The sequence below is a fragment of the Streptomyces kurssanovii genome (genome assembly GCF_040677245.1).
Taxonomy (GTDB): Bacteria; Actinomycetota; Actinomycetes; order Streptomycetales; family Streptomycetaceae; genus Streptomyces; species Streptomyces kurssanovii.
The window spans coordinates 81,580-107,338 of sequence record NZ_JBFAQK010000010.1; the positions used below are offsets into that span (position 1 = coordinate 81,580).

General features: G+C 72.2%; 19 protein-coding genes and 3 tRNA genes. 9 read left to right on the forward strand and 13 right to left on the reverse strand.

The annotated features are described in order from the left end of the window. The first annotated feature begins 119 nt into the window (after nucleotides 1–119). Complete coding sequence (locus AB0K36_RS10790) at nucleotides 120–1,220, forward strand: RNA polymerase sigma factor (protein ID WP_189468087.1); 1,101 nt, start codon at nucleotides 120–122, stop codon at nucleotides 1,218–1,220. Between the two features lie 355 nt (nucleotides 1,221–1,575). Here the strand turns inward: AB0K36_RS10790 and AB0K36_RS10795 are convergent, their stop codons facing one another. The 4 genes from AB0K36_RS10795 to AB0K36_RS10810 all read right to left on the reverse strand — a co-directional run bounded on the left by AB0K36_RS10795 (nucleotide 1,576) and on the right by AB0K36_RS10810 (nucleotide 7,156). Continuing rightward, nucleotides 1,576–3,498 (reverse strand): ABC transporter ATP-binding protein, encoded by a 1,923-nt coding sequence (locus AB0K36_RS10795; protein WP_364591283.1) that lies wholly within the window; start codon nucleotides 3,496–3,498, stop codon nucleotides 1,576–1,578. After that, nucleotides 3,495–5,228 (reverse strand): ABC transporter ATP-binding protein, encoded by a 1,734-nt coding sequence (locus tag AB0K36_RS10800; RefSeq protein ID WP_364591286.1) that lies wholly within the window; start codon nucleotides 5,226–5,228, stop codon nucleotides 3,495–3,497. Before AB0K36_RS10800 ends, AB0K36_RS10795 begins: the two co-directional genes overlap by 4 nt. A 116-nt stretch (nucleotides 5,229–5,344) precedes the next feature. Continuing rightward, the gene (locus tag AB0K36_RS10805; RefSeq protein WP_364591289.1) at nucleotides 5,345–6,790 is read right to left on the reverse strand and encodes an FGGY family carbohydrate kinase; all 1,446 of its coding nucleotides are present in this window, start codon (nucleotides 6,788–6,790) and stop codon (nucleotides 5,345–5,347) included. Between the two features lie 66 nt (nucleotides 6,791–6,856). Further along, the gene (locus tag AB0K36_RS10810) at nucleotides 6,857–7,156 is read right to left on the reverse strand and encodes a YtxH domain-containing protein (RefSeq protein WP_364591292.1); all 300 of its coding nucleotides are present in this window, start codon (nucleotides 7,154–7,156) and stop codon (nucleotides 6,857–6,859) included. A 173-nt stretch (nucleotides 7,157–7,329) separates the two neighbouring features. On the opposite strand from AB0K36_RS10810, the gene AB0K36_RS10815 reads away from it, so the two are divergent. From AB0K36_RS10815 to AB0K36_RS10825, 3 genes are all read left to right on the forward strand, one after another. Then, a tRNA-Asn gene (locus AB0K36_RS10815) sits at nucleotides 7,330–7,402 on the forward strand. Between the two features lie 5 nt (nucleotides 7,403–7,407). Further along, nucleotides 7,408–7,480: transfer RNA gene (locus AB0K36_RS10820), tRNA-Asn, on the forward strand. A gap of 211 nt (nucleotides 7,481–7,691) precedes the next feature. Continuing rightward, nucleotides 7,692–7,765 (forward strand) — tRNA-Ile (locus AB0K36_RS10825). A 74-nt stretch (nucleotides 7,766–7,839) separates the two neighbouring features. Here AB0K36_RS10825 and AB0K36_RS10830 read toward each other — a convergent pair. Both AB0K36_RS10830 and AB0K36_RS10835 read right to left on the reverse strand, forming a co-directional pair. After that, the gene (locus tag AB0K36_RS10830) at nucleotides 7,840–8,523 is read right to left on the reverse strand and encodes a histone deacetylase (RefSeq protein WP_364591295.1); all 684 of its coding nucleotides are present in this window, start codon (nucleotides 8,521–8,523) and stop codon (nucleotides 7,840–7,842) included. Nucleotides 8,524–8,619: 96 nt separating this feature from the next. After that, entirely contained in the window at nucleotides 8,620–9,036 is a 417-nt protein-coding gene (locus AB0K36_RS10835; protein ID WP_364591298.1) for a VOC family protein, read from the reverse strand. A gap of 499 nt (nucleotides 9,037–9,535) precedes the next feature. Between AB0K36_RS10835 and AB0K36_RS10840 the strand changes: the two genes are divergently transcribed. Next, the gene (locus tag AB0K36_RS10840; RefSeq protein WP_364591301.1) at nucleotides 9,536–11,491 is read left to right on the forward strand and encodes a ricin-type beta-trefoil lectin domain protein; all 1,956 of its coding nucleotides are present in this window, start codon (nucleotides 9,536–9,538) and stop codon (nucleotides 11,489–11,491) included. Here AB0K36_RS10840 and AB0K36_RS10845 read toward each other — a convergent pair. Next, nucleotides 11,484–12,272 (reverse strand): VOC family protein, encoded by a 789-nt coding sequence (locus AB0K36_RS10845; protein WP_364591303.1) that lies wholly within the window; start codon nucleotides 12,270–12,272, stop codon nucleotides 11,484–11,486. The two genes, AB0K36_RS10840 and AB0K36_RS10845, sit on opposite strands and share 8 nt — an antisense overlap. 262 nt (nucleotides 12,273–12,534) lie before the next feature. Between AB0K36_RS10845 and AB0K36_RS10850 the strand changes: the two genes are divergently transcribed. Then, nucleotides 12,535–16,224, forward strand: coding sequence for a S8 family serine peptidase (locus AB0K36_RS10850; protein WP_364591306.1), 3,690 nt, complete (start codon nucleotides 12,535–12,537; stop codon nucleotides 16,222–16,224). Nucleotides 16,225–16,279: 55 nt separating this feature from the next. Here AB0K36_RS10850 and AB0K36_RS10855 read toward each other — a convergent pair whose 3' ends face one another. From AB0K36_RS10855 to AB0K36_RS10875, 5 genes are all read right to left on the reverse strand, one after another. Further along, nucleotides 16,280–17,626, reverse strand: coding sequence for a carboxyl transferase domain-containing protein (locus AB0K36_RS10855; protein ID WP_364591308.1), 1,347 nt, complete (start codon nucleotides 17,624–17,626; stop codon nucleotides 16,280–16,282). Further along, nucleotides 17,619–19,064: an acyl-CoA synthetase gene (locus AB0K36_RS10860; RefSeq protein WP_364591311.1), complete on the reverse strand. Its 1,446-nt coding sequence runs from the start codon at nucleotides 19,062–19,064 to the stop codon at nucleotides 17,619–17,621. The genes AB0K36_RS10855 and AB0K36_RS10860 overlap by 8 nt, the downstream gene beginning before the upstream one ends. Before the next feature lie 369 nt (nucleotides 19,065–19,433). Next, on the reverse strand, nucleotides 19,434–21,017 hold the full coding sequence (locus AB0K36_RS10865) for a GAF domain-containing sensor histidine kinase (RefSeq protein ID WP_435877832.1): 1,584 nt from the start codon (nucleotides 21,015–21,017) through the stop codon (nucleotides 19,434–19,436). 22 nt (nucleotides 21,018–21,039) lie between these two features. Continuing rightward, a complete protein-coding gene (locus AB0K36_RS10870) occupies nucleotides 21,040–22,083 on the reverse strand; it encodes a rod shape-determining protein (RefSeq protein WP_364591314.1) in 1,044 nt (347 codons plus the stop codon). A 105-nt stretch (nucleotides 22,084–22,188) separates the two neighbouring features. Continuing rightward, nucleotides 22,189–22,749 (reverse strand): hypothetical protein, encoded by a 561-nt coding sequence (locus AB0K36_RS10875; protein WP_364591317.1) that lies wholly within the window; start codon nucleotides 22,747–22,749, stop codon nucleotides 22,189–22,191. A gap of 131 nt (nucleotides 22,750–22,880) precedes the next feature. Between AB0K36_RS10875 and AB0K36_RS10880 the strand changes: the two genes are divergently transcribed. After that, on the forward strand, nucleotides 22,881–23,624 hold the full coding sequence (locus AB0K36_RS10880) for an SCO2400 family protein (RefSeq protein ID WP_364591320.1): 744 nt from the start codon (nucleotides 22,881–22,883) through the stop codon (nucleotides 23,622–23,624). A 66-nt stretch (nucleotides 23,625–23,690) separates the two neighbouring features. Here the strand turns inward: AB0K36_RS10880 and AB0K36_RS10885 are convergent, their stop codons facing one another. Next, nucleotides 23,691–24,146, reverse strand: coding sequence for a MarR family winged helix-turn-helix transcriptional regulator (locus AB0K36_RS10885; RefSeq protein ID WP_364591323.1), 456 nt, complete (start codon nucleotides 24,144–24,146; stop codon nucleotides 23,691–23,693). A gap of 90 nt (nucleotides 24,147–24,236) precedes the next feature. Here AB0K36_RS10885 and AB0K36_RS10890 point away from each other — a divergent pair, with 90 nt between their 5' ends. Together AB0K36_RS10890 and AB0K36_RS10895 are read left to right on the forward strand one after the other, a co-directional pair. Further along, nucleotides 24,237–25,256, forward strand: a complete 1,020-nt coding sequence (locus tag AB0K36_RS10890; protein ID WP_364591326.1) for an NADP-dependent oxidoreductase — start codon at nucleotides 24,237–24,239, stop codon at nucleotides 25,254–25,256. A gap of 75 nt (nucleotides 25,257–25,331) precedes the next feature. Next, nucleotides 25,332–25,754, forward strand: a complete 423-nt coding sequence (locus AB0K36_RS10895; RefSeq protein WP_159692291.1) for an organic hydroperoxide resistance protein — start codon at nucleotides 25,332–25,334, stop codon at nucleotides 25,752–25,754. Nucleotides 25,755–25,759 lie beyond the last annotated feature (5 nt).

Genomic DNA, 25,759 nt, shown 5'->3' on the forward strand with positions numbered 1-25,759 from the left:
AAGTCGCCGCACGCCCCTCGTGGCGGTGATGTGTCGTACCCCACACTGGGTGGCGGTGCCTGAGCCCTCGGAGCTGCCCCCGACCCCCGACCGGCAGCGATCACCCTGGAGGTCGCCCCGTGCAGACCCAGACCCTGACCGAGACCCATACCGACGCCGTCGCGGCAGTCCTCGCGACCGCGGTCGAGCAGGTGCCCGCGCAGGGCCTGCCCGCCGGGCACCCCGACGCCCTGCCGGGCAGTCTGATCGAGGAGGCCGTCGAGCCTCCGGAGCCCCCGCGGCGCACCGGGCGCGGCGCGGACACCGGCGGCCCGTCCTCCGACCTGTTCCGCCAGTACCTGCGGGAGATCGGCCGCATCCCGCTGCTGACCGCCGCCGAGGAGGTCGAGCTCGCCCGCCGGGTCGAGGCCGGTCTCTTCGCGGAGGAGAAGCTGGCGAACACCCCGGACCCGGACTCGCAGCTGGCCGTCGACCTCGACCGGCTCGTCGTCATGGGACGGATGGCCAAACGGCGTCTCATCGAGGCGAACCTCCGCCTCGTCGTCTCCGTCGCCAAACGGTACGTCGGCCGCGGCCTGACCATGCTCGACCTCGTCCAGGAGGGGAATCTCGGCCTGATCAGGGCGGTGGAGAAGTTCGACTACGCCCGCGGCTACAAGTTCTCCACGTACGCGACCTGGTGGATCCGCCAGGCCATGTCCCGCGCCCTCGCCGACCAGGCCCGCACCATCCGGGTGCCCGTCCATGTCGTCGAACTGATCAACCGGGTGGTCCGGGTCCAGCGCCGGATGCTCCAGGAGCGGGGCTACGAGCCCACCCCGGAAGAGGTCGCCACGCACCTCGAACTGACCTCTGAGCGGGTCAGCGAGGTGCTGAGGCTGGCACAGGAGCCGGTGTCCCTGCACGCCCCGGTGGGCGAGGAGGACGACGTCGCCCTCGGCGACCTCATCGAGGACGGCGACGCGGCGTCCCCGGTCGAGTCCGCCGCGTTCCTGCTGCTGCGCGAACACCTGGACGCGGTGCTGTCCACGCTGGGCGAGCGCGAACGCAAGGTGGTCCAGCTGCGCTACGGCCTCGACGACGGCCGCCCCCGCACGCTCGAGGAGATCGGCCGCCTGTTCGGCGTGACCCGCGAACGCATCCGCCAGATCGAGTCGAAGACGCTCAACAAGCTCCGCGACCACGCGTTCGCGGACCAACTCCGCGGCTACCTCGACTGACCGGCCCTGCCGCCCGGCCCGGCTTACCGGCCCGCGTCGCCCGTTCCGGCGTCGCCCGGTCCCTGCCGTCGCCGCGCCTGCGAACCGGTCGCGTTGGTCGCGCCTGCGGCGGGCCTGTCCCCGACCCGCCCCTTCCCGCTGTACCGATGTGCGGCTCCGCCGCGTGGCGGGCTCCGCCCGGACCCGTACCGCGCTTCGCGCGGTGCCCTCAAACTCCCCCTACGGCCTGGCGGCCGTGGGAGGTGCCCCCAGGCGGACTGACTTTGTCAGCCCCGCCGGCGATTGAGGCGCGGGGGTCCGGTGGGGGTCCCCCCACGCCGCCAGGCGTAGGGGGAGGAGCCCCCGGACCCTCACGTCACTCCACCTCGACCACCGCCTGCGCGAACTGCGCCGAATACAGCCGCGCATACGCCCCGTCCGCCGCCAACAGCTCCTCGTGCGTGCCCTGTTCGACGATTGACCCGTCCTCCATCACCAGGATCACGTCCGCGTCCCGGATGGTCGAGAGCCGGTGCGCGATCACGAAGCTCGTCCGCCCGTGCGCGAGACGCGCCATCGCCTTCTGGATCAGCACCTCCGTGCGGGTGTCGACGGAGCTCGTCGCCTCGTCGAGCACCAGGATCACCGGATCGGACAGGAACGCCCGCGCGATGGTGATCAGCTGCTTCTCGCCCGCGCTGACGCCCGAACCCTCGTCGTCGATGACGGTGTCGTAGCCGTCGGGCAGCGTGCGGACGAACCGGTCGGCGTGCGCGGCCCGCGCCGCCTCCTCGATCTCCTCGCGAGTGACCTCCCGGGAGGCTCCGTACGCGATGTTCTCCGCGATCGTGCCCCCGAACAGCCAGGTGTCCTGGAGCACCATGCCTATCCCGGAACGCAGGTCCTCACGGGACATCTTGGCGATGTCGACGCCGTCGAGCGCGATCCGCCCGCCGGTCACCTCGTAGAACCGCATCAGCAGATTGACCAGCGTGGTCTTGCCCGCACCGGTCGGGCCGACGATCGCGACGGTGTGCCCCGGCTCGACGGCGAGCGACAGGTCCTCGATGAGCGGCTTGTCGGGGTCGTAGCGGAACGAGACCTTCTCCAGCGAGACCTGGCCGCGGGGCCGCTCGAGCCGCTCCGCGGACGGGGCATCCGTCTCCTGCTCCTCGGCGTCCAGCAGCTCGAAGATCCGCTCGGCGGACGCGACGCCCGACTGGACCAGGTTCGCCATCGAGGCGACCTGGGTCAGCGGCATCGAGAACTGCCGCGAGTACTGGATGAACGCCTGCACGTCACCGATCGACAGTGAGCCTGACGCGACCCGCAGACCGCCGACGACCGCCACCAGCACATAGTTCAGGTTGGAGATGAAGAACATCAGCGGCTGCATCATGCCGCTGTTGAACTGCGCCTTGAACCCGGCCTCGTACAGCGCCTCGTTCTGCTCGGCGAAGTCCCGCGCCGACTCCTCCTGGCGGCCGAAGACCTTCACCAGCGAGTGGCCGGTGTACATCTCCTCGATATGGGCGTTGAGCGCGCCGGTCGACTTCCACTGCGCCACGAACTGCGGCTGCGACCGCTTGCCGACCTTCGCCGCCACGAAGACGGACACGGGCACCGTCACCAGCGCGACCAGCGCCAGCAGCGGTGAGATCCAGAACATCATCGCCAGCACACCGACGATGGTGAGCAGGGAGTTGATCATCTGCCCCATCGTCTGCTGCAGGGTCTGCGAGATGTTGTCGATGTCGTTGGTGGCCCGGCTGAGGACCTCGCCGCGCTTGGCCTTGTCGAAGTACGACAGCGGCAGCCGCGACAGCTTCGTCTGCACGTCCTCGCGCATCCGGTACACGGTGCGGTTGATGACCGTGATCGACAGTCGCGTCGCCACCAGCATCGTCAGTCCGGCGGCCACGAACACGGCCAGTGCCAGCAGCAGTACCTCGCCGACGGCGTTGAAGTCGATGCCCTCGCCGGGGACGAAGTCCACACCGGAGAGCATGTCCGCGAGGCCGTCGTCGCCGCTTTGCCGCATGCCCTCCAGCGCCTGCTCCTTGGAGGTGCCCTCCGGCATCTGCCGGCCGACGATCCCGGCGAAGATCAGGTCGGTCGCCCGGCCGAGGATCTTCGGCCCGACCACCGCGAAGGCGACACTCAGCACACCGGCCGCGAGCATCACCCACAGCGTCGCCCGCTCGGGCGCGAGCTGCCGCAGCAGTCGCTTGCCCGAGCCCTTGAAGTCCATCGATCGCTCGACGGGACCCGTCATCATGCGTCCACCCGGCCCGCTCATGCGGCCTCAGCCTCCGTCAGCTGCGAGAGCACGATCTCTCGGTACGTCTCATTGCTCTCCATCAGCTCGTGATGGCTGCCGGTCCCCACGACCCTGCCCTCGTCGAGGACCACGATCCGGTCCGCGTCGCGGATCGTGGACACCCGCTGGGCGACGATCACGACCGTCGCGCCCGACGTCTCGCGAGCGAGCGCCTCGCGCAGCGCCGCGTCCGTGGCGTAGTCGAGTGCCGAGAACGAATCGTCGAAAAGATAGATCTCCGGCCGCTGGACGAGCGTCCTCGCGATCGCGAGCCGCTGGCGCTGCCCGCCGGACACGTTCGTGCCGCCCTGGGCGATGGGGGCGTTGAGCCCGCCCTCCAGCCCGCGTACGAAGCCGGCGGCCTGCGCCGTCTCGAGCGCCTGCCACAGTTCTTCGTCGCTCGCGTCGGGCTTGCCGTAGCGGAGGTTGGTCGCCACCGTCCCGGAGAAGAGGTACGGCTTCTGGGGTACGAGGCTCACGGTCCTCGCCATCAGCGCCGGCTCGAGCTCCCGTACGTCGACCCCGTCGACGAGCACCTCGCCGCCCGTCACGTCGAACAGCCGTGGCACCAGGCCGAGCAGTGTCGACTTGCCGCTGCCGGTGGAGCCGATGATCGCGGTCGTCTCGCCCGGGAGTGCCACCAGGTCGACGCCGCGCAGCACCGACTCCTCCGCCCCGGGGTAGCGGAAGTCGACGCCCCGTACCTCCAGCTGACCGCGGCCGCGCAGCTCGGTCACCGGAGCGAGCGGCGGCACCACGCTCGAGTCGGTGTCCAGTACTTCCTGGATGCGCTCCGCGCACACCTCGGCGCGCGGCACCATCATGAACATGAAGGTGGCCATCATCACGGCCATCACGATCTGCATCAGGTAGGCGAGGAACGCGGTCAGCGCGCCGATCTGTATGGCGCCGCTGTCGATGCGCTGCGCGCCGAACCAGACGACCGCGACGGAGGAGACGTTCACGACCGTCATCACGGTCGGGAACATCAGCGCCATCAGCCGGCCGGTGGACATCGAAACGTCGGTCAGCTCCTGGTTCGCCTCGCGGAAGCGCCCCTTCTCGTACTCGTCCCGTACGAAGGCCCGGATCACGCGGTTGCCGGTGATCTGCTCACGCAGCACCCGGTTCACGGTGTCGAGCCGCTCCTGCATGGTGCGGAACAGCGGCCGCATCTTCTTCACGATGAGGGAGACGCAGATGCCGAGCACCGGCACGACCGCGAGCAGCACCGCCGACAGCGGCACGTCCTGGCCGAGCGCCATCACGATGCCGCCGACGCACATGATCGGCGCCGACACCATCAGCGTGAACGCCATCAGCACCAGCATCTGGACCTGCTGGACGTCGTTGGTGGTGCGGGTGATGAGCGACGGCGCCCCGAAGTGGCCGACCTCACGGGCGGAGAAGCTCTGCACCCGGCCGAAGATGTCGGCACGGACGTCGCGGCCGAGCGCGGCCGCCGTCCGCGCCCCGTAGAACACGGCTCCGATGTTGCAGAGCACCTGGACGACGCTGACGCCGATCATCAGGGCGCCGAGGGCCAGGATGTAGCCGGTGTCGCCCTTGACGACACCGTTGTCAATGATGTCCGCGTTCAGGGTGGGCAGATAGAGGGTGGCGCTGGTCTGCAGCAGTTGCAGCGCCACCAGGAAGCCAATGGGTCTCTTGTACGGACGGAGATAGGTCCGCAGCAGTCGTATCAGCACGCGCTGTCTCTCGGGCTCGGCAAGATCGGGGGTCACCCCATCTTCCGACACCGGGTCGGTGAACCCACAAGGGTTTTCCCCAAGCGCCGGTCAAGAACAGCTCGTACGACCGCGCGTCACGGTGTGGCGTCGAAGGCCCCGGGATGGATCTGGTCGCGCGTCGCGCCGTACTGCTGACGTACTGCCTGGCCCACTGCCAGCTCCTCGCCCGGCTCGAACACCTGCGCCGCGGCGCCCTGCCAGGCCGGCGGCGCCTGCGGGGACAGCGTCCCCTGCGCGGCGCCCAGCGCCCACGCGGCCTGCCGGGCCGCGCCCAGGGCCGCGTAGTCGGCGGGCTGCGGCACGACGACTTGCGCGCCGAAGATCGCCGGTGCGAGCGCCTGTACGGCGGGCAGCTCGGCGGCCGCCCCCAGCAGGAACACCCGGCGCACCTCCACGCCCCGCCGGCGCAGTACGTCCATCGCGTCCGCCAGCGAGCAGAGCATGCCCTCGAACGAGGCCCGAGCCAGGTGCTCGGGCTTCATCGACTCACGTCGCAGACCGGTCAGCGTGCCCGCGGTGTGCGGCAGCTGCGGTGTCCGCTCGCCCTCCAGATACGGCAGCAGCACCAGTCCGGACGAGCCGGGCGTCGACTTCAGGGCCAGCGCCGAGAGCTCGGAGAGGTCGGCGACGCCCAGGAGTTCGGCGCTGCCGCGCAGGGCCCGCACGGCGTTGAGGGTGTGCACGACCGGCAGATGCATCCCGGTCGCGTCGGCGAAGGAGGTGATCGTCCCGCTCGGGTCGGGCAGCGCCTCGTGGTGCACGGCCATCACGGAACCGGACGCCCCCAGCGACACCACCGCGTCCCCGACGGCCACCCCGAGCCCGAAGGCCGCCGCCATCGTCTCGCCGGTGCCCGCCGAGATCAGCAGCCCTTCCGGAGTGGTGCCCGCGGCTTCCGCGGGGCCGAGCACCTCGGGAAGCGTGCACTGCTGCCCGAGCGCCAGCTCGACGAGATCGGAGCGGTACGCCCCCGTGCCGGCCGACCAGTAGCCCGTGCCGGACGCGCCGCCGCGGTCCGTGGTCCTGCGGGCCGGGCGGCCCAGCAGTTGCCACACCAGCCAGTCGTGCGGCTGCATCACGGCGGCGACGCGACGTGCCGCGTCCGGCTCCGCGCGGGCGAGCCAGCGGAGCTTCGCGACCGGCTGCCCGGCCTGGGGCACGGAACCGACCGCTTCCGCCCAGGCCTGCCGGCCGCCGAGTGCGTCGATGAGATCGGCGGCGGCGGCCTGCGCCCGCTTGTCGTTGCCGAGCATGGCCGGGCGCACCGGAGCGCCGTGGGCGTCCAGTGTGATCAGGCCGTGCTGCTGCGCGGAGACCCCGATGGCCTGGACGCCCTCGAGCAGGCCGCCGGTGGCCGCCTCACCGAGCGAGAGCAGCCACGCCTGCGGATCGATGTCGGTGGCCTTGGGTTCCACGGGGTGCGGCGCACACCCCTGACGCAGCACGGCTCCCGTGTCCGCGTCGCAGACGACGATGCGCGTGAACCCAGACGAACTGTCCAACCCGGCGACTATCCCCATGTCCGGAATTCTGCCGTACGCGGACGGTGTCCGGCGTCACGCCTGCCGTGCGCCGGGCCGGCCGCCTCAGGTGTTGGTCGTTCCCCAGTCGTCCTCGGCGCCGCCGCCCCGCTCCCGGAGCGCCCGCACCCGGTCCGCCACCGAGTCGGGAACCCGGTCGCCGACCTTGTCGCTGACCGCGTGGAAGGCTTTGCCCGCCGCCTCGCGGCCGTTGTGGGCGGCGGACTCGGCGGCGTTGCGGACCGCCGGGTTCTGCGAGATCTGTCGCGCGGACTTCTTGAGCTGCTCGTAGCGCTCGCGCCCGGCCCGTGTCCCGAGCACGAAGCCGATGGCCAGTCCCGCGACGAACGTGAGCTTGTACCGCATGGGTGACACCCTTCCGTTGCGTCGGTGCTGCCCGCCTACCCGTCGGGACCTGTGATCACCCGGCGCCATACCGATTGGCGGAGCACCCCCCTGGTTGCGCTAATGTATGTGTCGCAGCGAGCGCACGCCCCCTGGGACGCCCCGGGTAGGTACGTTCGGTGCACACGCAGCAATCCCCTGTAGCTCAATTGGCAGAGCAGCCGGCTGTTAACCGGCAGGTTACTGGTTCGAGTCCAGTCGGGGGAGCGCGATCCCCTGTAGCTCAATTGGCAGAGCATTCGGCTGTTAACCGGAGGGTTGCTGGTTCGAGTCCAGCCGGGGGAGCAGATGGGAAGAGGGCCCCTCGGGGCCCTTTTTCATGTGCGCGTACGGGAGCCCGGACGGTCCGTTCGGTGTGTTCCCGGCTACATCCGGAACCGCGCGGGGCGCAGCGGGGTCCTCATGGTCGAGCGTTGTCGACCATGCGAGGCAGGAGATCGTATGACCGGCTATGCTGCGGCAGACGGCGCGCACAAATGTGCGCGACGCGCCGTTAGGGGCGGTAGCTCAGCCGGTTAGAGCAGCGGACTCATAATCCGTCGGCCGTGGGTTCGAGTCCCACCCGCCCCACCCAAGGAAGGTAAGGGGAAACGTCTCTCCTCCTCGTGAGGCGCGCGACATCCCTTCCGAATCCTCCGGCGAGTTCACTCTCCCGGCCCCTCGAGCCCCTCGATCAGCGTGGTGAGCTCGCTCAGTGTCCAGGCTTCCGCCGCTCCCGGGCACCCTGACAGATAGCGGGCCACGGCCGACGGCTCCCAGGTGCCGTCGGCGCACAGCCCGTGGGCCAGGTGCAGCAGATACGGGGCCGAGGGCTTGTTCCAGGCCACTTCCGACAGGCGCCACGGTGCGGTGAAGGTGAGGACCGGGATGTCCTCGAGGTGGCCGAGGAGGACCAGCGTCTCGTACCGGCCGGGGCCGAGGGCGGCGCTGCCGTCGGTGAGCACCGCGGCGAGGTCGAGGTCCTTGCCGGGGATCTCGTACATCTCCTGCGCGGCGATGTCGGAGAACTGCTGCACGGTGACGAGGTGGGCGCGGCCCCTGACGACGCCGTCGGCGGCGGGGTCGTAGAACGCCCGGCCGCCCTGCCATACGGGCGACTCGGTCGCGAAGTACAGCGCCCCCGGGAACTCGACCGGTGCGGAGCGCACCGGTGGTCGCCGGTCACGGCAGCCCGGGTAGGTCCGCGCCGCGCCGGGGGGCCGGCCGCCGGTGAGGTAGTACCGCAGCCGGCCGGTGTCCATGTTCGAGCCGTACGACGCGTACCAGACGTGCTCCGCGCCACGCGTCGGTGCTGCCGGCGTGGTGGCGAGGCGGTGGACGATGGTCACGGACGACTCCGCTGACGGGTGTCTGGGCGGTTCCAGGCTACGGGGTGGTGTGCGGCCGGGGCGGCCGCACACCCGCGCCGGGCGGAGAGCCCCAGGTCAGCCCTGGCTCTCGTTGATGTTGACCATCCAGGAGATGCCGAAGCGGTCGACGCACATGCCGAACGTGTCGCCCCACATCTGCTTCTCGAGGGGAACGTTCACCGTGCCGTCGGCGGAGAGCTTGTCCCAGTAGCCGCGGAGTTCGCCGGCGTCCTCGCCGCTCAGGCTGATCGAGAAGTTGTTGCCGGGCTTGTGCTCCATCCCGGGCGGGGTGTCGGCTCCCATCAGCGTGAAGCCGCGCTCGGTCTCGAGCATCCCGTGCATGATCTTGTCGGCGTCGTCGGGCGAGGTCTCGCCGCCGATGTCGGCGTAGGTGTTCAGCCGCAGGTTTCCGCCGAGGACGCTTTTGTAGAACTCCATGGCCTCACGGGCGTTGCCGGCGAAGCTGATGTACGGGTTGAGGCGAGATGCCACTGGACGCTCCTTTTGCGATACAGGTCGGTTTCTCGCAGGGTAATTGCCGCGGTCCCGCTTTTTGCCGCCACACGCGGTCGGGCAACCGCGGGGTGTGAGCGGCTGATCCGCGCGTGCGGGTCGCCGTAAGCCGGGGAGCGGTCGCCGCCGCCGCTGGACGTGATTGCCGCTTACGTCAACCACGGCCGTCGGAATGCTTCTCCATTGTTGTACTTACTCAAGTTCCAGAAAGCGGTGTCCCTGCCCGAAAGTTGTCTTGACCGGCACGTTGTGAATGGTCGGGGTTCCAGAACTCTTGTTAGCGGTAGGCCAGTTGTGTAAGGGTGAGCCCTCTCACACCCGAACAGCACTGCTCAGATCAACCGTTCGAATTCCATTGCGGTGGCCCACTCCAAAAGAGCGTCGAGCCGCCCCGCTCGAAGGTATGTACCAATCGGTGCACTTCTTTCGGTCCCACACAGCAACCCCCCACCGCATTGCCATGGATGGAAAGACGTCAATGCAACATCCCCGCACGCCCGGAACCGCCCCTTCTTCGCAGCCCGGCCGCGCCCCCGGGATCTCCGACGAGGAGCTCGCCGCCGCACTGCAGGCCGGTGGAGGGGGTCTTGAAGTCCAGCCGATGGCCACGCTGCTCGCCCGGCACTGGCAGCCCGTGTTCGACTACGCCTCAATTTGTGCGACCTCGAACAAAACCGCTTCGATGCTGACCACCGCGGCTTTCGCGCAGTTGATGGAAAGTCTGGCGCGCAACGCGGCGGCCGGTGCGCTGAGGCCCCATCTTCTGGTGACCGTCCGTCATATCGCCAAGGCGTGGGCCGGCGACCCGACGGTGGCCTCGGTTCTGACCGGGCTCATGAATCCGGAAGGCCCCGGGGAAAACAGGCAGTTGGTCTCCCGGGCTTTCCATGTAATGCCGATGACCGCTCAGGTTCTGCTCTGGCACGCCGAGGTCGAGGCCGAGGGAATATCCATACCGGCGGGTTTGTCGGGGCTTGATCCACGTGTCGCCTCCGCCCAGCTCGAGCAGGCCCGCGAGCAGTTCAGGCAGGCGTGTGTGCGGGTCCACCGGGAGTACGCGCCGACCGCGGAGTGCCGCCACTACAACCGCCTGCTCGACATCTCGCTGCGCCGGGGCGGGGTCCTGATCCCCGACATCCAGGTGCATCTGTCCGAATGCTCGTACTGCCGGTTCGCCGCGGAGCAGCTGAGGCAGTCGGGCGGGCGGCTCGGTGTGCTGCTCGGGGAGGCGCTGCTCGGCGGCGCGGCCGGGCCGTATCTCGACTCGAGGCCGGGGAGACGGCGCAGGGCCGGGGCGGCGCAGGACACGGCAGGCCCCGGGCCCCGCGGCCCGAGGGGGAGCGGCCGGCACTCACGTGGCGGAGGGCCCGGGACGCTGCGGAGCCTCGCCCTGAAAGGCCGGCGTATCGCGGCGGTCGGCATCGCGCCCGGAGCGCTGACCGTGGGGGCCGCGGCGGCCGTGACCGGGCTGCTCGTCATCACCCTGGCGTCGGCCCTCTGGCAGGACGACGACAGGCAGGCCGGCCCGTCCGTCCCCAGCGGCGCCGTCACCGGCACCGCTCCGCCCGCGTCCGGGGCGGGCACACCCGGGCCCTCCAGCCCCGCGCCCGACCCGACGGCCACCTCGGCCAACCATCCGGGGGCCCCGCTGACCACCCGGCTGCGCAACGCGGAGGCCGGACTGTGCCTCGACATCACCGCCCCCGCGCCGCAGGCCGGGACGGAGGTGACCATGGCGGCGTGCTCCTCCGCGGCCACCCAGAAGTGGGTGTACGAGAGCGACGGCCGGCTCCGCAGCTCGGCCGCCCCCGCGCTCTGTCTCAACTCCCACGGACTCGATGGCATCGTTGTCCTGGACGGCTGCACCAGCCGGACCGCTCCCGACGCGGTGGACGTCCGCTACGACCTGACCATCCAGGGCCAGGTGATCCCGCGATGGAACGACCGGCTGGCCATGGTGCCCGCGTCCACGGAGCCGGGGGCGAACGTGGTGGTCAAGGTCCGCGACGAAACGCCCGCCCAGGTCTGGCAGACCGACGCCTCGCCCATGGGCACGCGGCAGCAGTCCGGCACGGGGCGGACGGCCCCGTACGCGGAGGAGGTCAACGGTCCCGCGACGGAGCACGGGTGCGTCCGCGAGCCGTGCCCCGCACCGCCCGCCGGCCGCGGCTCCGGCGTCGCGACCGGTGACCCGGGGGCCCGCTCCGGCGCCGGCCACGGCGTCGCCCCCGACGGCGGGCGGGACCCTGGCCGGGAGGACGTGCGGGGAGGCGAGGCGGAGGAGCCGGCAGAGGGAGGTCTGCGCCGGGTCAACGACCCGCCGCAGGACCAGGGGGCGCAGCAGAGCCCGCCGCCTCTGGTGACCGCCGTGGTGGGCCGGAGCGTGACGCTCCCGCCCGCCGGGCCCGCCACTTCCGGATCCGGGGTCAGGTGAACCTGGGCATCTCGCCTGCGGTCGTGGTGACGTCGATGACGGAGAACGCGGCGCCCTGCGGGTCACGGACCGACGCGTACCGTCCGTAGGGGCTGTCCAGCGGCCCCCGCTGCAGCGTGCCGCCCAGCCTGGTGACCGTGTCGATCGCCGCGTCGCAGTCCTCGACGCCGAAGTAGACGTTGAGGTACGGGTGGAGGTCGGGCGGGAAGTCGTCCGTCATGCGCAGCCGGCCCGCGACGGGTTCACCGCCGAGGTGCCACAGGGTGAAGTCGACCGAGTCCTGTTGCATCCGCTTCGCCTCGTAGGGGAAGAGCGAGCAGAAGAAGTGGTCCGCCCGCTCCACGTCCCTGGTGGTGACCTCCGCCCAGCAGTACGAGCCGGGCTCACCGGTCTTCCCGAACCCCGTGTGGGCGTCCGGCTGCCAGAGGCTGAAGAACACACCGCTGGGCTCCTCCGCGGTGACCATCGTGCCGAACGAGCCGACCGGCATCGGATCCATCAGCAGCGCACCGCCGTTGTCGCGGATCCTCTCGGCGGCGGACGCCACGTCGGACGTGGCGAAGTAGAGGTTCCAGGCCGGCGGTCCGCCCGTTCCCGGCATCCGGGGCACGACGGCCGCGACGGCCTTGCCGTCGGAGAACGCCTGCGTGTAGCCGCCGAACTCGGGCGAGCCCTCGTCGAAGGTCCAGCCCAGCAGCTCGCCGTAGAAGCCCTTCGCGGCCTCCACGTCGGGGAACATCGCGTCGGCCCAGCAGGGCGTGCCTTCGGGGTGCGCTGCCATCGTCTCCAAGCCTTCCTGCCCGTCGGGTCTCTCCCGTCGCACGCTATGCGCCCCCGTCCCGGGCCGCCCGTCGGGCGCGCCGGGCGCCCCCGACCCGGTGCCGTCGCACCTCCCGCCCCGGCCCCGGAGCGCCGTCTGGCGGGTCGCCGCCATGGCACGTACCCGCCAGCGAAGTCCGGTTCGCAACCGCCTTGATCACGCCGAGACTCTTCGCAGCGCCCGGAGCCACCCCTTCCACCGGGCGTCCCGAGGAGAGTCGTTCATGACCAGAGCACCCGCGAGACGCAGGGCCCGGCTGATCGCCGCCGGCGTGTCCCTCGTCCTGCTCCCGGCCGGGCAGGCCGTCGCCGCCGACCGTGAACCGGTCCACGCGGCGGCCGGGACCGCCGCCAGGACCGCCCAGGCGGCACACACCGTCACGCTGGTCACCGGCGACAAGGTGACCGTCACGGATCTCGGCGGCGGCCGGAAGTCGGTGGCGGTGCAGCGGCCCGAGGGCGCCGTGGGCGCCGTGCGCAGCGAGATCTCCGACGGGCGGGTCACCGTCGTGCCCGACGAGGCGCGTCCCTACCTGGCCGCCGGCGTGCTGGACGAGAGGCTCTTCGACGTCACGGGGCTCATCGAGCAGGGGCTCGCGGGCCAGGACGGTCTGCCGCTCATCGTGAGCTACGCGAAGGGCGCACCGCGGACGCAGGCCCGTGGCGCGGAGACCGTCCGGGCGCTGCCGAGCGTCAACGGCGCTGCCGTCGAGGCGGCGGCGTCCGGCGAGTTCTGGCGTGCCGTCACCTCCGCGAAGTCCCGGTCGGCGTTCGGCGCGGGCGTCGCCAAGGTGTGGCTCGACGGCCGGGTCGAGGCCGACATGGCCGAGTCGAACGCGCAGATAGGCACACCCGCGGCGTGGGAGGCCGGGCTCACCGGCAAGGGCGTCAAGGTCGCCGTCCTCGACACGGGCGTCGACGCCGGGCACCCCGACCTCAAGGACCGCGTCACGGAGTCGAGGAGCTTCATCGAGGGCGAGGAGGTCGCCGACCGCAACGGCCACGGCACCCATGTGTCGTCCACCGTCGGTGGTAGCGGCGCCGCGTCCGGCGGCCGGGAGAAGGGGGTCGCCCCGGGCGCGGACCTCGCCGTCGGCAAGGTGCTCAGCGACGAGGGCAGCGGCAGCGAGTCGCAGATCATCGCCGGCATGGAATGGGCCGCCAAGGACATCGACGCCAAGATCGTGTCGATGAGCCTCGGTTCGCAGGAGGGCTCCGACGGCACGGACCCGATGGCGCAGGCTCTCAACACGCTCTCCGCGGAGACCGGCGCGCTGTTCGTCGTCGCCGCGGGCAACAGCGGCGCCCCCGGCTCCATCGGATCGCCCGGCGCCGCCGACGCCGCGCTCACCATCGGCGCCGTCGACGCGGCGGACGAGGCCGCCTACTTCACCAGCCAGGGCCCGCGCTTCGGCGACAACGCGCTCAAGCCCGACCTGTCCGCGCCCGGCGTGGACATCCTCGCCGCACGCTCGCAGCTCACCGCCGGCGAGGGCCCGTACACCGCGATGAGCGGCACCTCGATGGCCACGCCGCACGTCGCTGGTGTCGCCGCCCTGCTCGCGGAGAAGCACCCCGACTGGAGCGGGCAGCAGCTCAAGGACGCGCTGATGAGTACGTCCGAGCAGCTCGACGCCTCCGCCTACGCGCTCGGCGCCGGCCGGCTCGACGTCCCGGACGCGGTCGGCGCCACGGTCACCGCGACCGGCAGCGCGGGCCTCGGCTTCTTCCGCTGGCCGTACGCGGAGAACGAGCCCGTCACGAAGACGGTCACCTACACCAACCACTCCGACGCGCCCGTCACCCTGGACCTCGCCGTCGACAACGCCCCGGCCGGGGTCTTCTCCCTCGCCGACACGACCCTCACCGTGCCCGCGCACGGCACGGCGCAGACGTCCGTCACCGGCGACGGCACCGGTGCGCCCGTCGGCAACACCTCCGCCCGCATCGTCGCGAAGGACGGGGAGCGCACCGTAGCCCACACCGCCGTCGGGCTGGTGAAGGAGGAGGAGCGGTACACGCTCACCGTCCGCGTCCTCGACCGTGACGGCGCCGCGACCGCCGCCCACCTCGGTGTGCAGAAGCTGGAGAAGGGCAACGACCCCTTCCCGGCGACGGTCGGCGAGTCCGGCACCCTCGAACTGCGGCTGCCCCCGGGCACGTACACCGTCTCCTCCTTCCTCGACGTACACGGCAGCAACGGGAAGGACTCCCTCGGCCTCGGATTCCTCACGGACCCCGAGATCACCCTCGACCGGGACCGCGAGATCACCCTCGACGGGCGGACGCTGCGGGAGGTGCGCGCCGACGTCGGCAGGCGGACGGAGACCCGTCAGCTGCTGATGGAGTTCGACCGCGACGCGAACGGCGTCTCCTACGGCGGCGCGGTGCAGGTCCCGCCCCTGTACGACAGCGTCTTCGCGGCGCCCACCGACAAGCCCGCGACCGGCTCGTTCGCGTACCGGACCGTCTGGCGCCTCGGCAAGCCCATGCTCGACGTCGCCGCGGGCGGCAGGCTGCTCGGCGGCACCCGGGTCCAGGCCGGCACGGCCGTCCTCGACGGGAAGCACCGGACGGCCGTCGTCGACGCGGGCGCGGGAACCACGGCCGACTACGCGGGCAAGGACGTCCGCGGCAAGGCGGTAGTCGTCCACCACACGGGCGCGGTCAGCCCCGCGCAGCTCGCCCAGAACGCCCAGGACGCGGGGGCGAAGGCCCTGTTCGTCACCGACGACGCGCCCGGCCGGCTGATGGCGTGGTTCGGCACGGAGAGCTACGAGGACCGGCCGCTGCACGTCGCCACCGTCGACGCTGCGGACGGCGCCCGTCTGCGGGAGGCGGCCCGCCGCCACCAGCGCCTCGAGCTGACCGGCACGCAGTACACGCCGTACGTGTACGACCTCTCGGAGGGGCACCCCGGCGCCGTACCGGACCGCGACCTCGCCTACCGGCCCGGCAAGGGTGAGCTGGCCGTGCTCGACAGCAGGTTCCACGCGGCGAAGCCCGCGGACGGCGGCGAGTTCCGCTACTCGATCACCGACACCTTCCCCGTCGGCTTCGGCTTCCCCGAGAAGATCGCCTTCCCCGTCGAGCGGACGGACTACGTCAGCACCGGCTCCGGACAGCGCTGGCACGAGTCCGTCACCAACGGCCCCGGGGCCCTCGAGCAGCGCAGCGGCACTCCCGCCTACCAGGGCGGCAGCCGCTCCGAACTCAACTGGTTCAAGCCGGTGCTGCACCCGTGGCTGGGCACCGGACTCGGCTGGGGACAGACTCGGACCGGCAACAACCTCGAGTTCAACACCCCCGGCTGGGGCGACTCCGGCCCCGACCACACCGGCTTCGGCGACGTGTGGAGCGATGCGTCGATGACGCAGTTCACCGAGGTGTACGCGGACGGCGAGCTGGTGGACCGCAGGATGAGCTCGGGCGCCTACGCCTGGGGCGCCGACCCGGCGGAGAAGACGTACAAGGTGGTCACCGACACCACGCTGGACGCCGACCGGTGGCGGCTGGCGACGAAGGGCCACACCGAGTGGACCGTCCGCTCCGCAGAGACGCCGGCCGACCGGCGGACCGTGCTCCCGATGCTCAACCTCGGCTTCGACGTCGACACGGACCTGCGCGGTGACGTCCGGGCCGGCAAGCGCCTCGGTATCGGGATCTTCGCCGAGTACGTCAAGGGCGCGGCGGGCACCGGCCGGATCGGCGGCGGGTCGCTGGAGGTGTCGTTCGACGACGGGAAGACCTGGACGGCCGTGGAACTCGACGGCGCCCGGGGCCGGTCCGCGGCCTGGGAGGGCACGGTCCGGGTCCCCGCGGACGCGCTGTACATCTCCGTCCGGGCCTCCGCGAAGGACGACCAGGGCGGCTCGGTGCGACAGGAGATCATCCGCGCGGTGGGTGTGAAGTAGCCCGCAGGCGAAGAAGAGGAGGCCCGGTACGTGCGCCGTACCGGGCCTCCCGCCGTCACCCCGGCCCCACGATGCCCCGCACGACGCCCAGTTCGACCAGGTCCTCGGGGCGCAGCCGTAGCTGGTCCGCGAGGTGCGGCACCTGGTCGGGGGAGCGCTTGAGGATCGCGGCGGCGAGCTCCGGGGCGATGACGGAGAAGTAACTCGCCGGCGTGGCCCAGGTGTTGCCCGGCGCGGCCAGCGCCAGCGCACCCCCGGAGCCGCCCTCGCCGATGAGCAGGCTCGTCAGCGGTGTGCGCGCCGCTGCCATCGTCGTGAACAGCTCGGCGATGGCAGCGCCTGCGCCGGAGCGCTCCGCCTCCGCGTCGTTGGCGGCGCCCGGGGTGTCGATCAGCGTCAGCACCGGCAGCCCCAGCCGGTCGGCGAGCCTCACGACCCGGGCGGCGGTACGGTAACCGGCCGGCCTGGTCGCGGTTCCGCCCTGGGCGACGTACGCGACAGGGCGCCCGTCCCGCAGTCCCACCCCGCAGAGCATGCCGGGGTCCTCGCCGCCGCACCGGTCGCCGCGCAGCGGCTCGCGGCGAGTGAAGTAGTCGTCGAGGTACGCCTCGGCCCGCGGCCTCTCCGCGCCGCGCGCCTGCCGTACGGCGTCCCATCCGGTGCGCGCGGGTTCCCCGCCGGCGCCCAGCGCCCGCGGCGGCTCCACGGGCTCCCGTTCCCCGGCCACGGCCGCCGGGGCGAGCGCCTTCACCCAGAACGCGAGCGTCTCGCGCAGGGAGCCGGGAGGGACGACGGCGTCGATCTGGCCCGCGGCGAGCTGGCCCTCCGCCGTGTACGCGGCCGGGTCCGCGTCCGCCGGACGCACGCGCGAGCCGGCGAAGCCGACCTGGGCGCCGGGCAGCGCGAGGATCACGTCGGCGCCCGCGCCGAGCGTGGCCCAGCCGCCGCCGGTCGTCGGATCGCGGAGCACGGCGATGTGCGCCACGCCCGCCTCCCGGAGCAGCACCGACGCGCGGGCGACCCGCTGGAGCTGGCCGAGCGCGATCATCCCCTCCTGCATCCGGCTGCCGCCGGTCGCGATCAACGAGACGAGCGGCAGCCGCCGCTCACGTGCCAGCCCGTACGCGGCCTCCAGCCTGTCCCCGGCCCGCTCGCTCAGCGAACCGCCGAGAAAGCCGAACTCGAAGGAGATCAGCACGCATTCGGTGCCGCCGAGCAGCGCCGTGCCGTAGACGACGGACTCGGCCGAGCCGGTCCGGCGCGCGGCGCGGTCGCGCTGTGCTCCGTAGCCCTCCCAGCCGAGCGGGCCGTCGCCCGCGTCGGGCAGGTCGGCGAGCTGCTGCTCGGTGAAACCGTCGCTGACCAGGGCGATCGCCTCGCGGGCGGACACACGCTCAGCCATGGAGCACCCGCTTCATGATCTTGCCCATGTCGTTGCGCGGCAGGACGTCGAGGAACCGGACCGTCCGCGGCCGTTTGTGCGGGGCGAGTTGGGAGGCGACGTGGGCGGTCAGCTCCTCCGCGGACGGCGGGTCCGCGGGGTCGGCGGCGACGATCCAGGCGACCACCCGCTCGCCCAGGTCCGCGTCGGGCTCGCCGGTCACCGCGGCCTCGCGGACGGCCGGATGGTCGAGCAGCACGTTCTCGATCTCGCCCGCACCGATCTTGTAGCCGCCGCTCTTGATCAGGTCGGTGCTCTTCCTGCCGACGATGCGCACGTAGCCGTCCGGTTCGCGCACGGCCATGTCGCCGGTGCGGAACCAGTCCCCGTCGAAGGCGGCGGCCGTGGCGTCGGGACGGTTCAGGTACTCGGTGAAAAGGTTGTCGCCGCGCACCTGGATCTCGCCGATCGTCTCGCCGTCGTGTGCGGCGATCTCCGTGCCGTCCTCCTCCACCAACCGCAGCTCCACGCCGCGCAGCGGCACGCCGACGGTGCCCGGCCGGGCCTCGCCGTCGATGCGGACGCTGGTGTTCATCAGGGTCTCCGTCATCCCGTACCGCTCGATCACCCGGCGCCCCGTCGCCTCCGCGATGCGGGCGTGGTCGGGCAGCGGCAGGGCGGCCGAACCGGAGACCAGCAGCCGCGCGCCGGACAGCGCCTTCGTCAGCTCGGCGTCGCCGTCGAGCGCCTCCGCCAGCCGGTGGTACATCGTGGGCACGCCGAAGAGCATCGTGCCGCCCGAGCCCAGCTCCCGTGCCACGCCCTCCGGGCCGAAGTGGCCCAGATGGCGTACCTCGCCGCCGCGGCGCAGCGGTCCGAGCACGCCGAGGATCAGCCCGTGCACATGGAACAGCGGCAGGGCGTGCACCAGGACGTCGTCGGAGCCCCACTGCCAGGCGTCCCGCAGCGCGTCGAGCGAGGCGGCGACCGCCCGCCGGGGCAGCACCGCGCCCTTGGGCGGGCCGGTGGTGCCGGAGGTGTAGACGATCAGCGCGGGGGACTCGGCCGCCGGCTCCGGGGGCAGCTCGCCCGCCGTGCCCGTCACCGTGATGTCGATCCGCCTCAACGGCGCGAGGGCCGCGGGCAGCCGGTCGTCCGGTGCGGCGAGCACCGCGGAGGGGCCGCTGTCCGCCACGATGTGCGCCAGCTCCCGGTCACCGGTCCGCGGGTTCAACGGCACGACCGGTACGCCGGCCAGCAGCGCCGCCACGACGCCGACCGCGGTCTCGAGGGTGGGGCCGGCCCACAGCGCGACCCGCTCCGCCCCGCCGATCCGTAGCGCGAGGGCACCCGCCGCGCCCCGCAACTGCCCGTAGGTCAGCGACCGTTCCCCGAACCGGAGGGCGATCCGGTCGGTGCCGGTGGCGGTCGCCGCCAGCGCTGGGAAGAGGGAACTCACTCGTCGGCCTCCTGGTGTCGTCGCATGCCGCACCCGGCGGGTCTCCCGGGACGGCCATTGTCTCCCCCATGCGGAGGAGCCGCCGGGCGGCCGGCTCCCTCCAGGGAACGATGCGCCGGATCCCTCGAGTCCGGCAGGATCGGCGACGGCCGACGGGGGAATGCCTACCGCCCGGCCGGCGTCCACGGGGGAGGCCGGCCGGGCGGTGACGGTCGCCGCCGCCCGGTCGGGGGTTCCGGCGCACCGAGCCGCCGCGGGCGCGCGGACGACGAAGCGTCCGGCGCCCGGACCCGACCCGCTCCCGACCCGCTCCGGCTCCGGCCCGCTCGGGCGGCCCCCCGCACCACAGCGCCCGGCTCGGGGCGCGTGCTACAGCGGGTGATGCCAGGTCAGCGTCGTACCCCTGGTGCCCTCGTCGTCCAGGCCGTCGTCCGTCACCGTCAGCCGTACGCCCTGCCGTCCGTCCGGCAGCCGTACCGTCGCGTCGACGTGCACGTCGACCGACGAGACGTCGCTCCTGCGGTGCGCGGCGGCCAGGGCGCCACGGAGCGTCGCCAGCAGCTCACGGTCCACCGGCTCCTGGACCAGGGTGTCGACGGCGCCGCTGAAGTGCACCGACGGAAGCACCCCGAGCGGCACGGCCGCCCCGCGGGTCTCGCGCAGCACCTGGCCCCTGAAGGTCGCCGGCGCGTCGGCGGGCGGCTGCTGGAGGGCGAAGATCGTCGTCCGCACCTCCTGGATGGTCGAGTCGAGTTCGTCGACGGCCTGGCTCAGCAACCGGTCCGTCGCCCCGGCCTCGGCCCGCCGGCGCGTCGACTCGAGCATCATCTCGGTGGCGAACAGCCGCTGGACGACGAGGTCGTGCAGATCCCGGGCGATCCGGTCCCGGTCCTCGTACACGGCGAGCTGTTCACGGTTGTGCCGGGCGTCCGCGAGCACCAGCGCGAGTGCGGCGTGTGAGGCGAACTGGGTGGCCAGCAGCCGTTCCAGACCGGTGTACGGGCGGCCGCCCCGCCGCCTCGGCAGCGCCAGGGTGCCGATCAGCCGCCCGCCGCTCTGCAGCGGCAGCATCATGCTCGGCCCGAAGCGGCTGCGGACGGGGGTGGTCATCCGCGGATCGGTGGCCGAGTCGTCGATGAACACCGGTTCACCGCCGAGGAGTTGGGCGAGCACCGGCGAACCGGGCCGGATGGTCGTGCCGACGATGTCCCGCGGGTCGTCGAGGGTGGAGGCCGTGACGATCTCCATGCCGCCCTCTTCGGTGGGCTGGAGCACCACGCCGGCGGCGGCATCCGCGAGGTCGCGTGCCTGCTCGGCCACGGTCATCAGCGCGTCGTCGGCGCTTTCGCCGGTGAGCAGCGCGTTGGTGACGGCCGCGGCGCCCTCGATCCAGCGTTCGCGCTGCCGGGCCGTCTCGTGCAGCCGTGCGTTTCCGATGGCGATACCGGCCTGCGCCGCGAGGACCTGCAGCAGCGCCAGGTCCTCCTCGGTGAACGCGTCGCCGTCCCGCGGGGTCAGGCGCAGGTCGCCGAACATCTCGGTGTCCACCCTGATCGGGATGCGCAGCGGCTCGGGGCCTGCCTGGGGCGCGTCCGCGGGTGTGGAAAGGCCGCCTGCCGGCAGGGGGCGTTGCCCCGCGCCGCCCGCCGTGGCCGTGAACCGTTCGGCGACGCCGCCCCGCTCGGGGTCGGCCACGTCCAGGGACGCGTCGTGCGCACCGGTCAGTACGGCGGCGGTGTCCACGATCTGCTGGAGGGTGGTGCGCAGATCGAGGTCGGTGCCGATGCCGGTCACCGCCTCGATGAGCGCGGCGAGCCGCGGCGCCCCGGCAGGCCGCTGCCCCGGGCGGCCGGCGTCGCCCGGGGTGGCCGGTCCGCTCGTGCGGGGTCCGTCCGGGGCGTCCGGGGCGCCTGCGCCCGGTCCGGCCGCGGAGTCCTCGGGGCCGGTGGTCACCGTCCCGTCTCCAGTGCCGGTCTCAGTCGGCCGTGGCGAGCGACTCGAGGTCCAGGGGCTGGATCCGGCCCTCGAGCATCGCGCCGAGCCCTTGCACCGTGCAGGTGTCGGGCCGTTCCGCGATGGTGACCGTCATCCCGGTGGCGTTGTGCAGCATCTGGTCCAGGCCCGGCAGCAGAGCGCTGCCGCCGACCATCATGATGCCGCGGTCGACGAGGTCGGCGACGAGGTCAGGCGGGCAGTCCCGCAGCACCCTGCCGATCCCGTCGAGCACCGAGGTGAGCGGGGTGTGGATCGCCTCCCGCACGGCGGCCGTGTCGACGCGGACGGAGCGGGCGAGACCCGTGGCGACGTCCCGGCCGTGGATCTCCGTCACCTCGGGGCCCTGCGAGGTGAGGCCGTTGCCGTGCAGGGCGACCTGGAGCGGCCGTACGGACTGGCTGGGCAGCATCAGCTCGTGCCGGTGGCGCAGGTGCTGGATCACCGCGTGGTCGATGGCGTTGCCGCCGATGGGGATACGGGTGGCGGTGACGATCGAGCCGAGGGAGAGGACGGCGATCTGTGTGGTCGCGGCGCCGCACACCATGATCATGGTCGCGCTCGGCTGCTCCACCGGGAGGCCGCAGCCGACGGCGGCCGCGATCAGGGTGTCCACCAGCTCGACCCGGCGGGCGCCGAGGCCGACCAGTGTCTCGACGGTGGCGCGCTGGGCGAGGGGGTCGCTGTCGTGCGGGGTGCTGGCGGCCGCGCGGAGCCGGGGCTTGCGGCGCAGCTGCCGGCGGAGCTTCTCCCCGAGCAGATGACGCAGCATCCGCTGGGCCATGTCGATGTCGACGACGGTGCCACCGGAGACGGGGCGCGCGACACGGATGTAGCCCGGGGTGCGGCCGGTCATCTTCTCGGCGAGCTCGCCGACCGCGATCAGCGCGCCCGTGCGGGTGTTCACGGCGGCGACGCTCGGTTCGTCGACGACAAGGCCGACGCCCTTGACGAAGACGCGGGTTCTGGCGGCGCCCAGATCGACTGCCACATGGCAACGGCGCAACTGCTCAAGGCTGACGGTCACGGCGGGTCCTCCCGAGTGCGGTACGTGTTCGCATCGTGCGATCGCCGCGGGCGGGGCGCGCGCTGGGCTGCGCCGGTCGGGGGTAGCACCTGACGGGCCGACAGATCAGTCCACGAGGCGTTGCAGCAGGCCCCAGGTGAACTCGGCGACGCGCATCTCGCCACCGGGCAGGGTGAACGAGAGCCGCCATCTGGTGGGCGCGGAGCCCTCCATGGGACGGGCCGGCGGGAAGGCCCTCGCCACCTCGTCGACGGTGCACGACCAGGGCGCCAGGTCGTCCGCGGTGCGCAGTTCCGGGCCGGCCGCTCCCGGGGCCCGCACCAGCCACTCGTTCCACACCGCGCCGTTGCCGGCGGCCAGTACCTCGAAGCGCAGGTCCGGCCAGAGCGGCAGGGGCCACAGCAGGGCGTCGCACTCCAGGTCGCCGATCCGCCGTCGACGGACCTGTTCGGGTTCGCCGAGCACCGAGCGGTAGCGCGACAACGCGCCGCGCGAACCGCGCGCGTGCAGCATCGCCTGCCAGCGCCGATTGGCCTCGCGCTGCTGCGCGAGCGACGCGCCCAGGGCGTGCCGCGCGTCCTCCGCGAGGCCCGGCTGGAAGTCGGCCATCCGGCGCAGCAGCACCAGTTGGAAGTCGAGTGGTCCGAAGCGGGCGTCAGGGGTCATGGCCGACATCCTGCCTGGTCGGCGGGGTCGACCGCGGCGAGTCGGCTCGCCGCGGAATCGAGCTTTCCACACAGGATCTGCACAGGCTGACCCACCGCAGGTGCCCCGTCGCCGAATAATCTGCGGGCGCCATGGATTACTGCCACCCGTGCGGACGGCATCTCAACGGCGCCCTGGCCTGTGCCGGGTGCGGCACACCGGTCGAGGAGCTCCGCCACCACAGCCCCCGTGCTCCCGAGCCCGACCACGTCTACGAACTGGACGTGGTGACCGAGCCCGCGGACAGCACCGGGCCGCGCCGTTCGCGCCGCCAGGCCCCGTCGCGGCGCAAGCCCGCGGGCCGCCGTGCCCGTAAGCGGCGTGGGCGCAAGGTGATGCTCGGGGCGCTCGGCCTCGTGCTGGCGGCCGGGGCGCTGAGCCTCGCGGAGCTGGCGATGGAGGACTCCGGCGACGACGGCGCGGCGACGGCGGTCAAGGAGGATCCGGTCGTCGAGTCGGAGATACCGGAGCCGACGGCGTCCGACGAGTCGCCGGACGCCCCGGGTCATGTGAAGGAGCCGGCCGTCACGAAGTCGTCCTCGCCCCGACCGGGGAAGTCCCGGGGCGGCGGTGGTGGTGACGGCGACGGCGACGGCGGCTCGGGCCGTACGGGCTCCGGTGCCGGGAGCGGCGAGCCGTCGGAGGCCGGGCCGAGCGGCGACGGCTCCCCTTCGGCGTCGTCCTCCGGCGATCCGGGGAGCTCCGAGGAGCCCGGGAGCACGGACGGGACCTCTTCGGACCCGGACGATCCCGAGGAGCCGGGCCAGCAGGACCCGCCACCTCCGGAGCCGACGCCGAGCGAGACGTGCAGCCGCTTTCTGTTCTGGTGCGTCTAGGCCGGGGCCGTACCGGGCCCGCCGCCCCTTCGCCGGGGCCTGGCGGTGCCGGGAGGCCCGAGGGCTTCAGGAACCGGCGGCGGGCGGCTCTGACACGTCTTCGCCCAGCATCCGTCTGAGCAGGTCCCGCAACACCGAACGCTCGACCGCCGTCAGCTGCGCCAGCGGCTCGCGCGCGAAGTCCAGCGAATCCCGCAGCCGGCGTGCCGTGCTGCGGCCCTCCTGCGTGGCCGCGGCGATCTTCACCCTGCGGTCGGCCGGGTCGGGGCGGCGCTCGACCAGGCCGCGCGTCTCGAGCCGGTCCACGATCCCCGTCACGTTCGACGGCTCGCACCTCAGCTTCTGGGCGATCCGGCGCATGGGAGTGGGCTCCATGGAGAGCAGCCCCAGGACACGGGCCTGTGCCCCCGTGAGGGAGTGCTCGGCCGCGGCCTGCTCGTACTCCTCGTGGTAACGCGCCACGACGGTGCCGATGAGCTCGACGACCTCGAGGGTCAGGGGATCTGTTCGCTGGGCGGCCATGCACATCAGGATAACCCGATACTTGACAACCTGAAATATTCAGGCGCATGGTTGTTTCAGGTAATGAAGCTTTTCTAGGAGGAACGCAGCATGTCCGCACTTCCCGCGTCCGGCCGTGAATGGCACCTTGTCGCCCGCCCGCATGGCTGGCCCAAGGCCGAGGACTTCGCGCTGCGCGACGCGCCCGTCACCGAGCCCGGGGAAGGCCGCATCCTCGTGCGGAACCTCCACTTCTCCGTCGACCCCTACATGCGCGGCCGGATGAACGACGTGAAGTCGTACGTCCCGCCCTTCCAGCTCGACCGGCCCATGGACGGCGGCGCGGTCGGCGAGGTCGTGGCTTCCGACGCGGAGGGCTTCGCCGTCGGCGACCACGTACTGCACGGCCTCGGCTGGCGGGAGTACGCCGAGGTGCCCGCCAAGCACGCCACCAAGGTCGACGCCTCGCTCGCGCCGCTCTCGGCCTACCTCGGCGTGCTCGGCATGACCGGCCTGACCGCCTACGCGGGCCTGTTCGACGTCGCGTCCTTCAAGGAGGGCGACGCCGTGTTCGTCTCCGGCGCCGCGGGTGCCGTCGGCGGACAGGTCGGCCAGATGGCCCGGATCAAGGGTGCCTCGCGCGTCATCGGCTCGGCCGGCTCGGACGAGAAGGTCAAGCTCCTCGTCGAGGAGTACGGCTTCGACGCGGCCTTCAACTACAAGAACGGCCCCGTGGCCGCGCAGCTGAAGGAGGCCGCCCCCGACGGCATCGACGTCTACTTCGACAACGTCGGCGGCGAGCACCTCGAGGCGGCGATCTCGTCGTTCAACGTCGGCGGCCGGGCGACCATCTGCGGAATGATCGCCCAGTACAACGACACGGAGCCGACCCCCGGCCCCCGCAACCTCGCGCTCGTCATCGGCAAGCGGCTGCGCCTCCAGGGCATGCTGGTGAACGACCACACCGCGCTCCAGCCGCAGTTCGTCCAGGACGTGGCGGGCTGGATCGCCTCCGGTGAGCTCAAGTACAACGAGACCGTCGTCGAGGGCATCGAGAACGGCTACGACGCCTTCGTCGGACTGCTCCGCGGCGAGAACACCGGCAAGATGATCGTTTCCCTCGCCGGTTGATTCACCCGTTAGGCTCTTGCCCAGCCGTCGCGATCGTGGGCGCGAGTCGCGGCGAACCAGCAGGAGGAAGACTTCATGTCCATCCAGCAGTCCGAGGTGCTCTACACCGCGGTGGCCACGGCGGAGAACGGCCGGGACGGCCGTGTCGCCACGCACGACGGCACGCTCGACGTCGTGGTCAACCCGCCCAAGGAGATGGGCGGCAGCGGTGCCGGCACGAACCCGGAGCAGCTCTTCGCCGCCGGGTACAGCGCCTGCTTCCAAGGGGCCCTCGGTGTCGTCGCCCGCCAGGAGAAGGCGGACATCTCCGGCTCGACGGTCACCGCCGAGGTCGGCATAGGGAAGAACGACGACGGCTTCGGCATCATCGTCAAGATCTCCGCGACCATCCCGAACGTGGACGCCGCCACCGCCAAGGATCTTCTCGAGAAGGCCCACCAGGTCTGCCCGTACTCCAAGGCGACCCGCGGCAACATCACGGTCGACCTCGCGGTCTGACCGGC

Bases quoted from the DNA above. Each gene is read 5' to 3' on its own strand.
- AB0K36_RS10890 (WP_364591326.1), top strand. From the start codon at position 24,237: ATGTCCGCACTTCCCGCGTCCGGCCGTGAATGGCACCTTGTCGCCCGC.
- AB0K36_RS10885 (WP_364591323.1), bottom strand. From the start codon at position 24,146: ATGGCCGCCCAGCGAACAGATCCCCTGACCCTCGAGGTCGTCGAGCTC.
- AB0K36_RS10795 (WP_364591283.1), bottom strand. From the start codon at position 3,498: ATGAGCGGGCCGGGTGGACGCATGATGACGGGTCCCGTCGAGCGATCG.
- AB0K36_RS10855 (WP_364591308.1), bottom strand. From the start codon at position 17,626: ATGGCTGAGCGTGTGTCCGCCCGCGAGGCGATCGCCCTGGTCAGCGAC.
- AB0K36_RS10845 (WP_364591303.1), bottom strand. From the start codon at position 12,272: ATGGCAGCGCACCCCGAAGGCACGCCCTGCTGGGCCGACGCGATGTTC.
- AB0K36_RS10880 (WP_364591320.1), top strand. From the start codon at position 22,881: ATGGATTACTGCCACCCGTGCGGACGGCATCTCAACGGCGCCCTGGCC.
- AB0K36_RS10850 (WP_364591306.1), top strand. From the start codon at position 12,535: ATGACCAGAGCACCCGCGAGACGCAGGGCCCGGCTGATCGCCGCCGGC.
- AB0K36_RS10810 (WP_364591292.1), bottom strand. From the start codon at position 7,156: ATGCGGTACAAGCTCACGTTCGTCGCGGGACTGGCCATCGGCTTCGTG.
- AB0K36_RS10805 (WP_364591289.1), bottom strand. From the start codon at position 6,790: ATGGGGATAGTCGCCGGGTTGGACAGTTCGTCTGGGTTCACGCGCATC.
- AB0K36_RS10875 (WP_364591317.1), bottom strand. From the start codon at position 22,749: ATGACCCCTGACGCCCGCTTCGGACCACTCGACTTCCAACTGGTGCTG.
- AB0K36_RS10895 (WP_159692291.1), top strand. From the start codon at position 25,332: ATGTCCATCCAGCAGTCCGAGGTGCTCTACACCGCGGTGGCCACGGCG.
- AB0K36_RS10840 (WP_364591301.1), top strand. From the start codon at position 9,536: ATGCAACATCCCCGCACGCCCGGAACCGCCCCTTCTTCGCAGCCCGGC.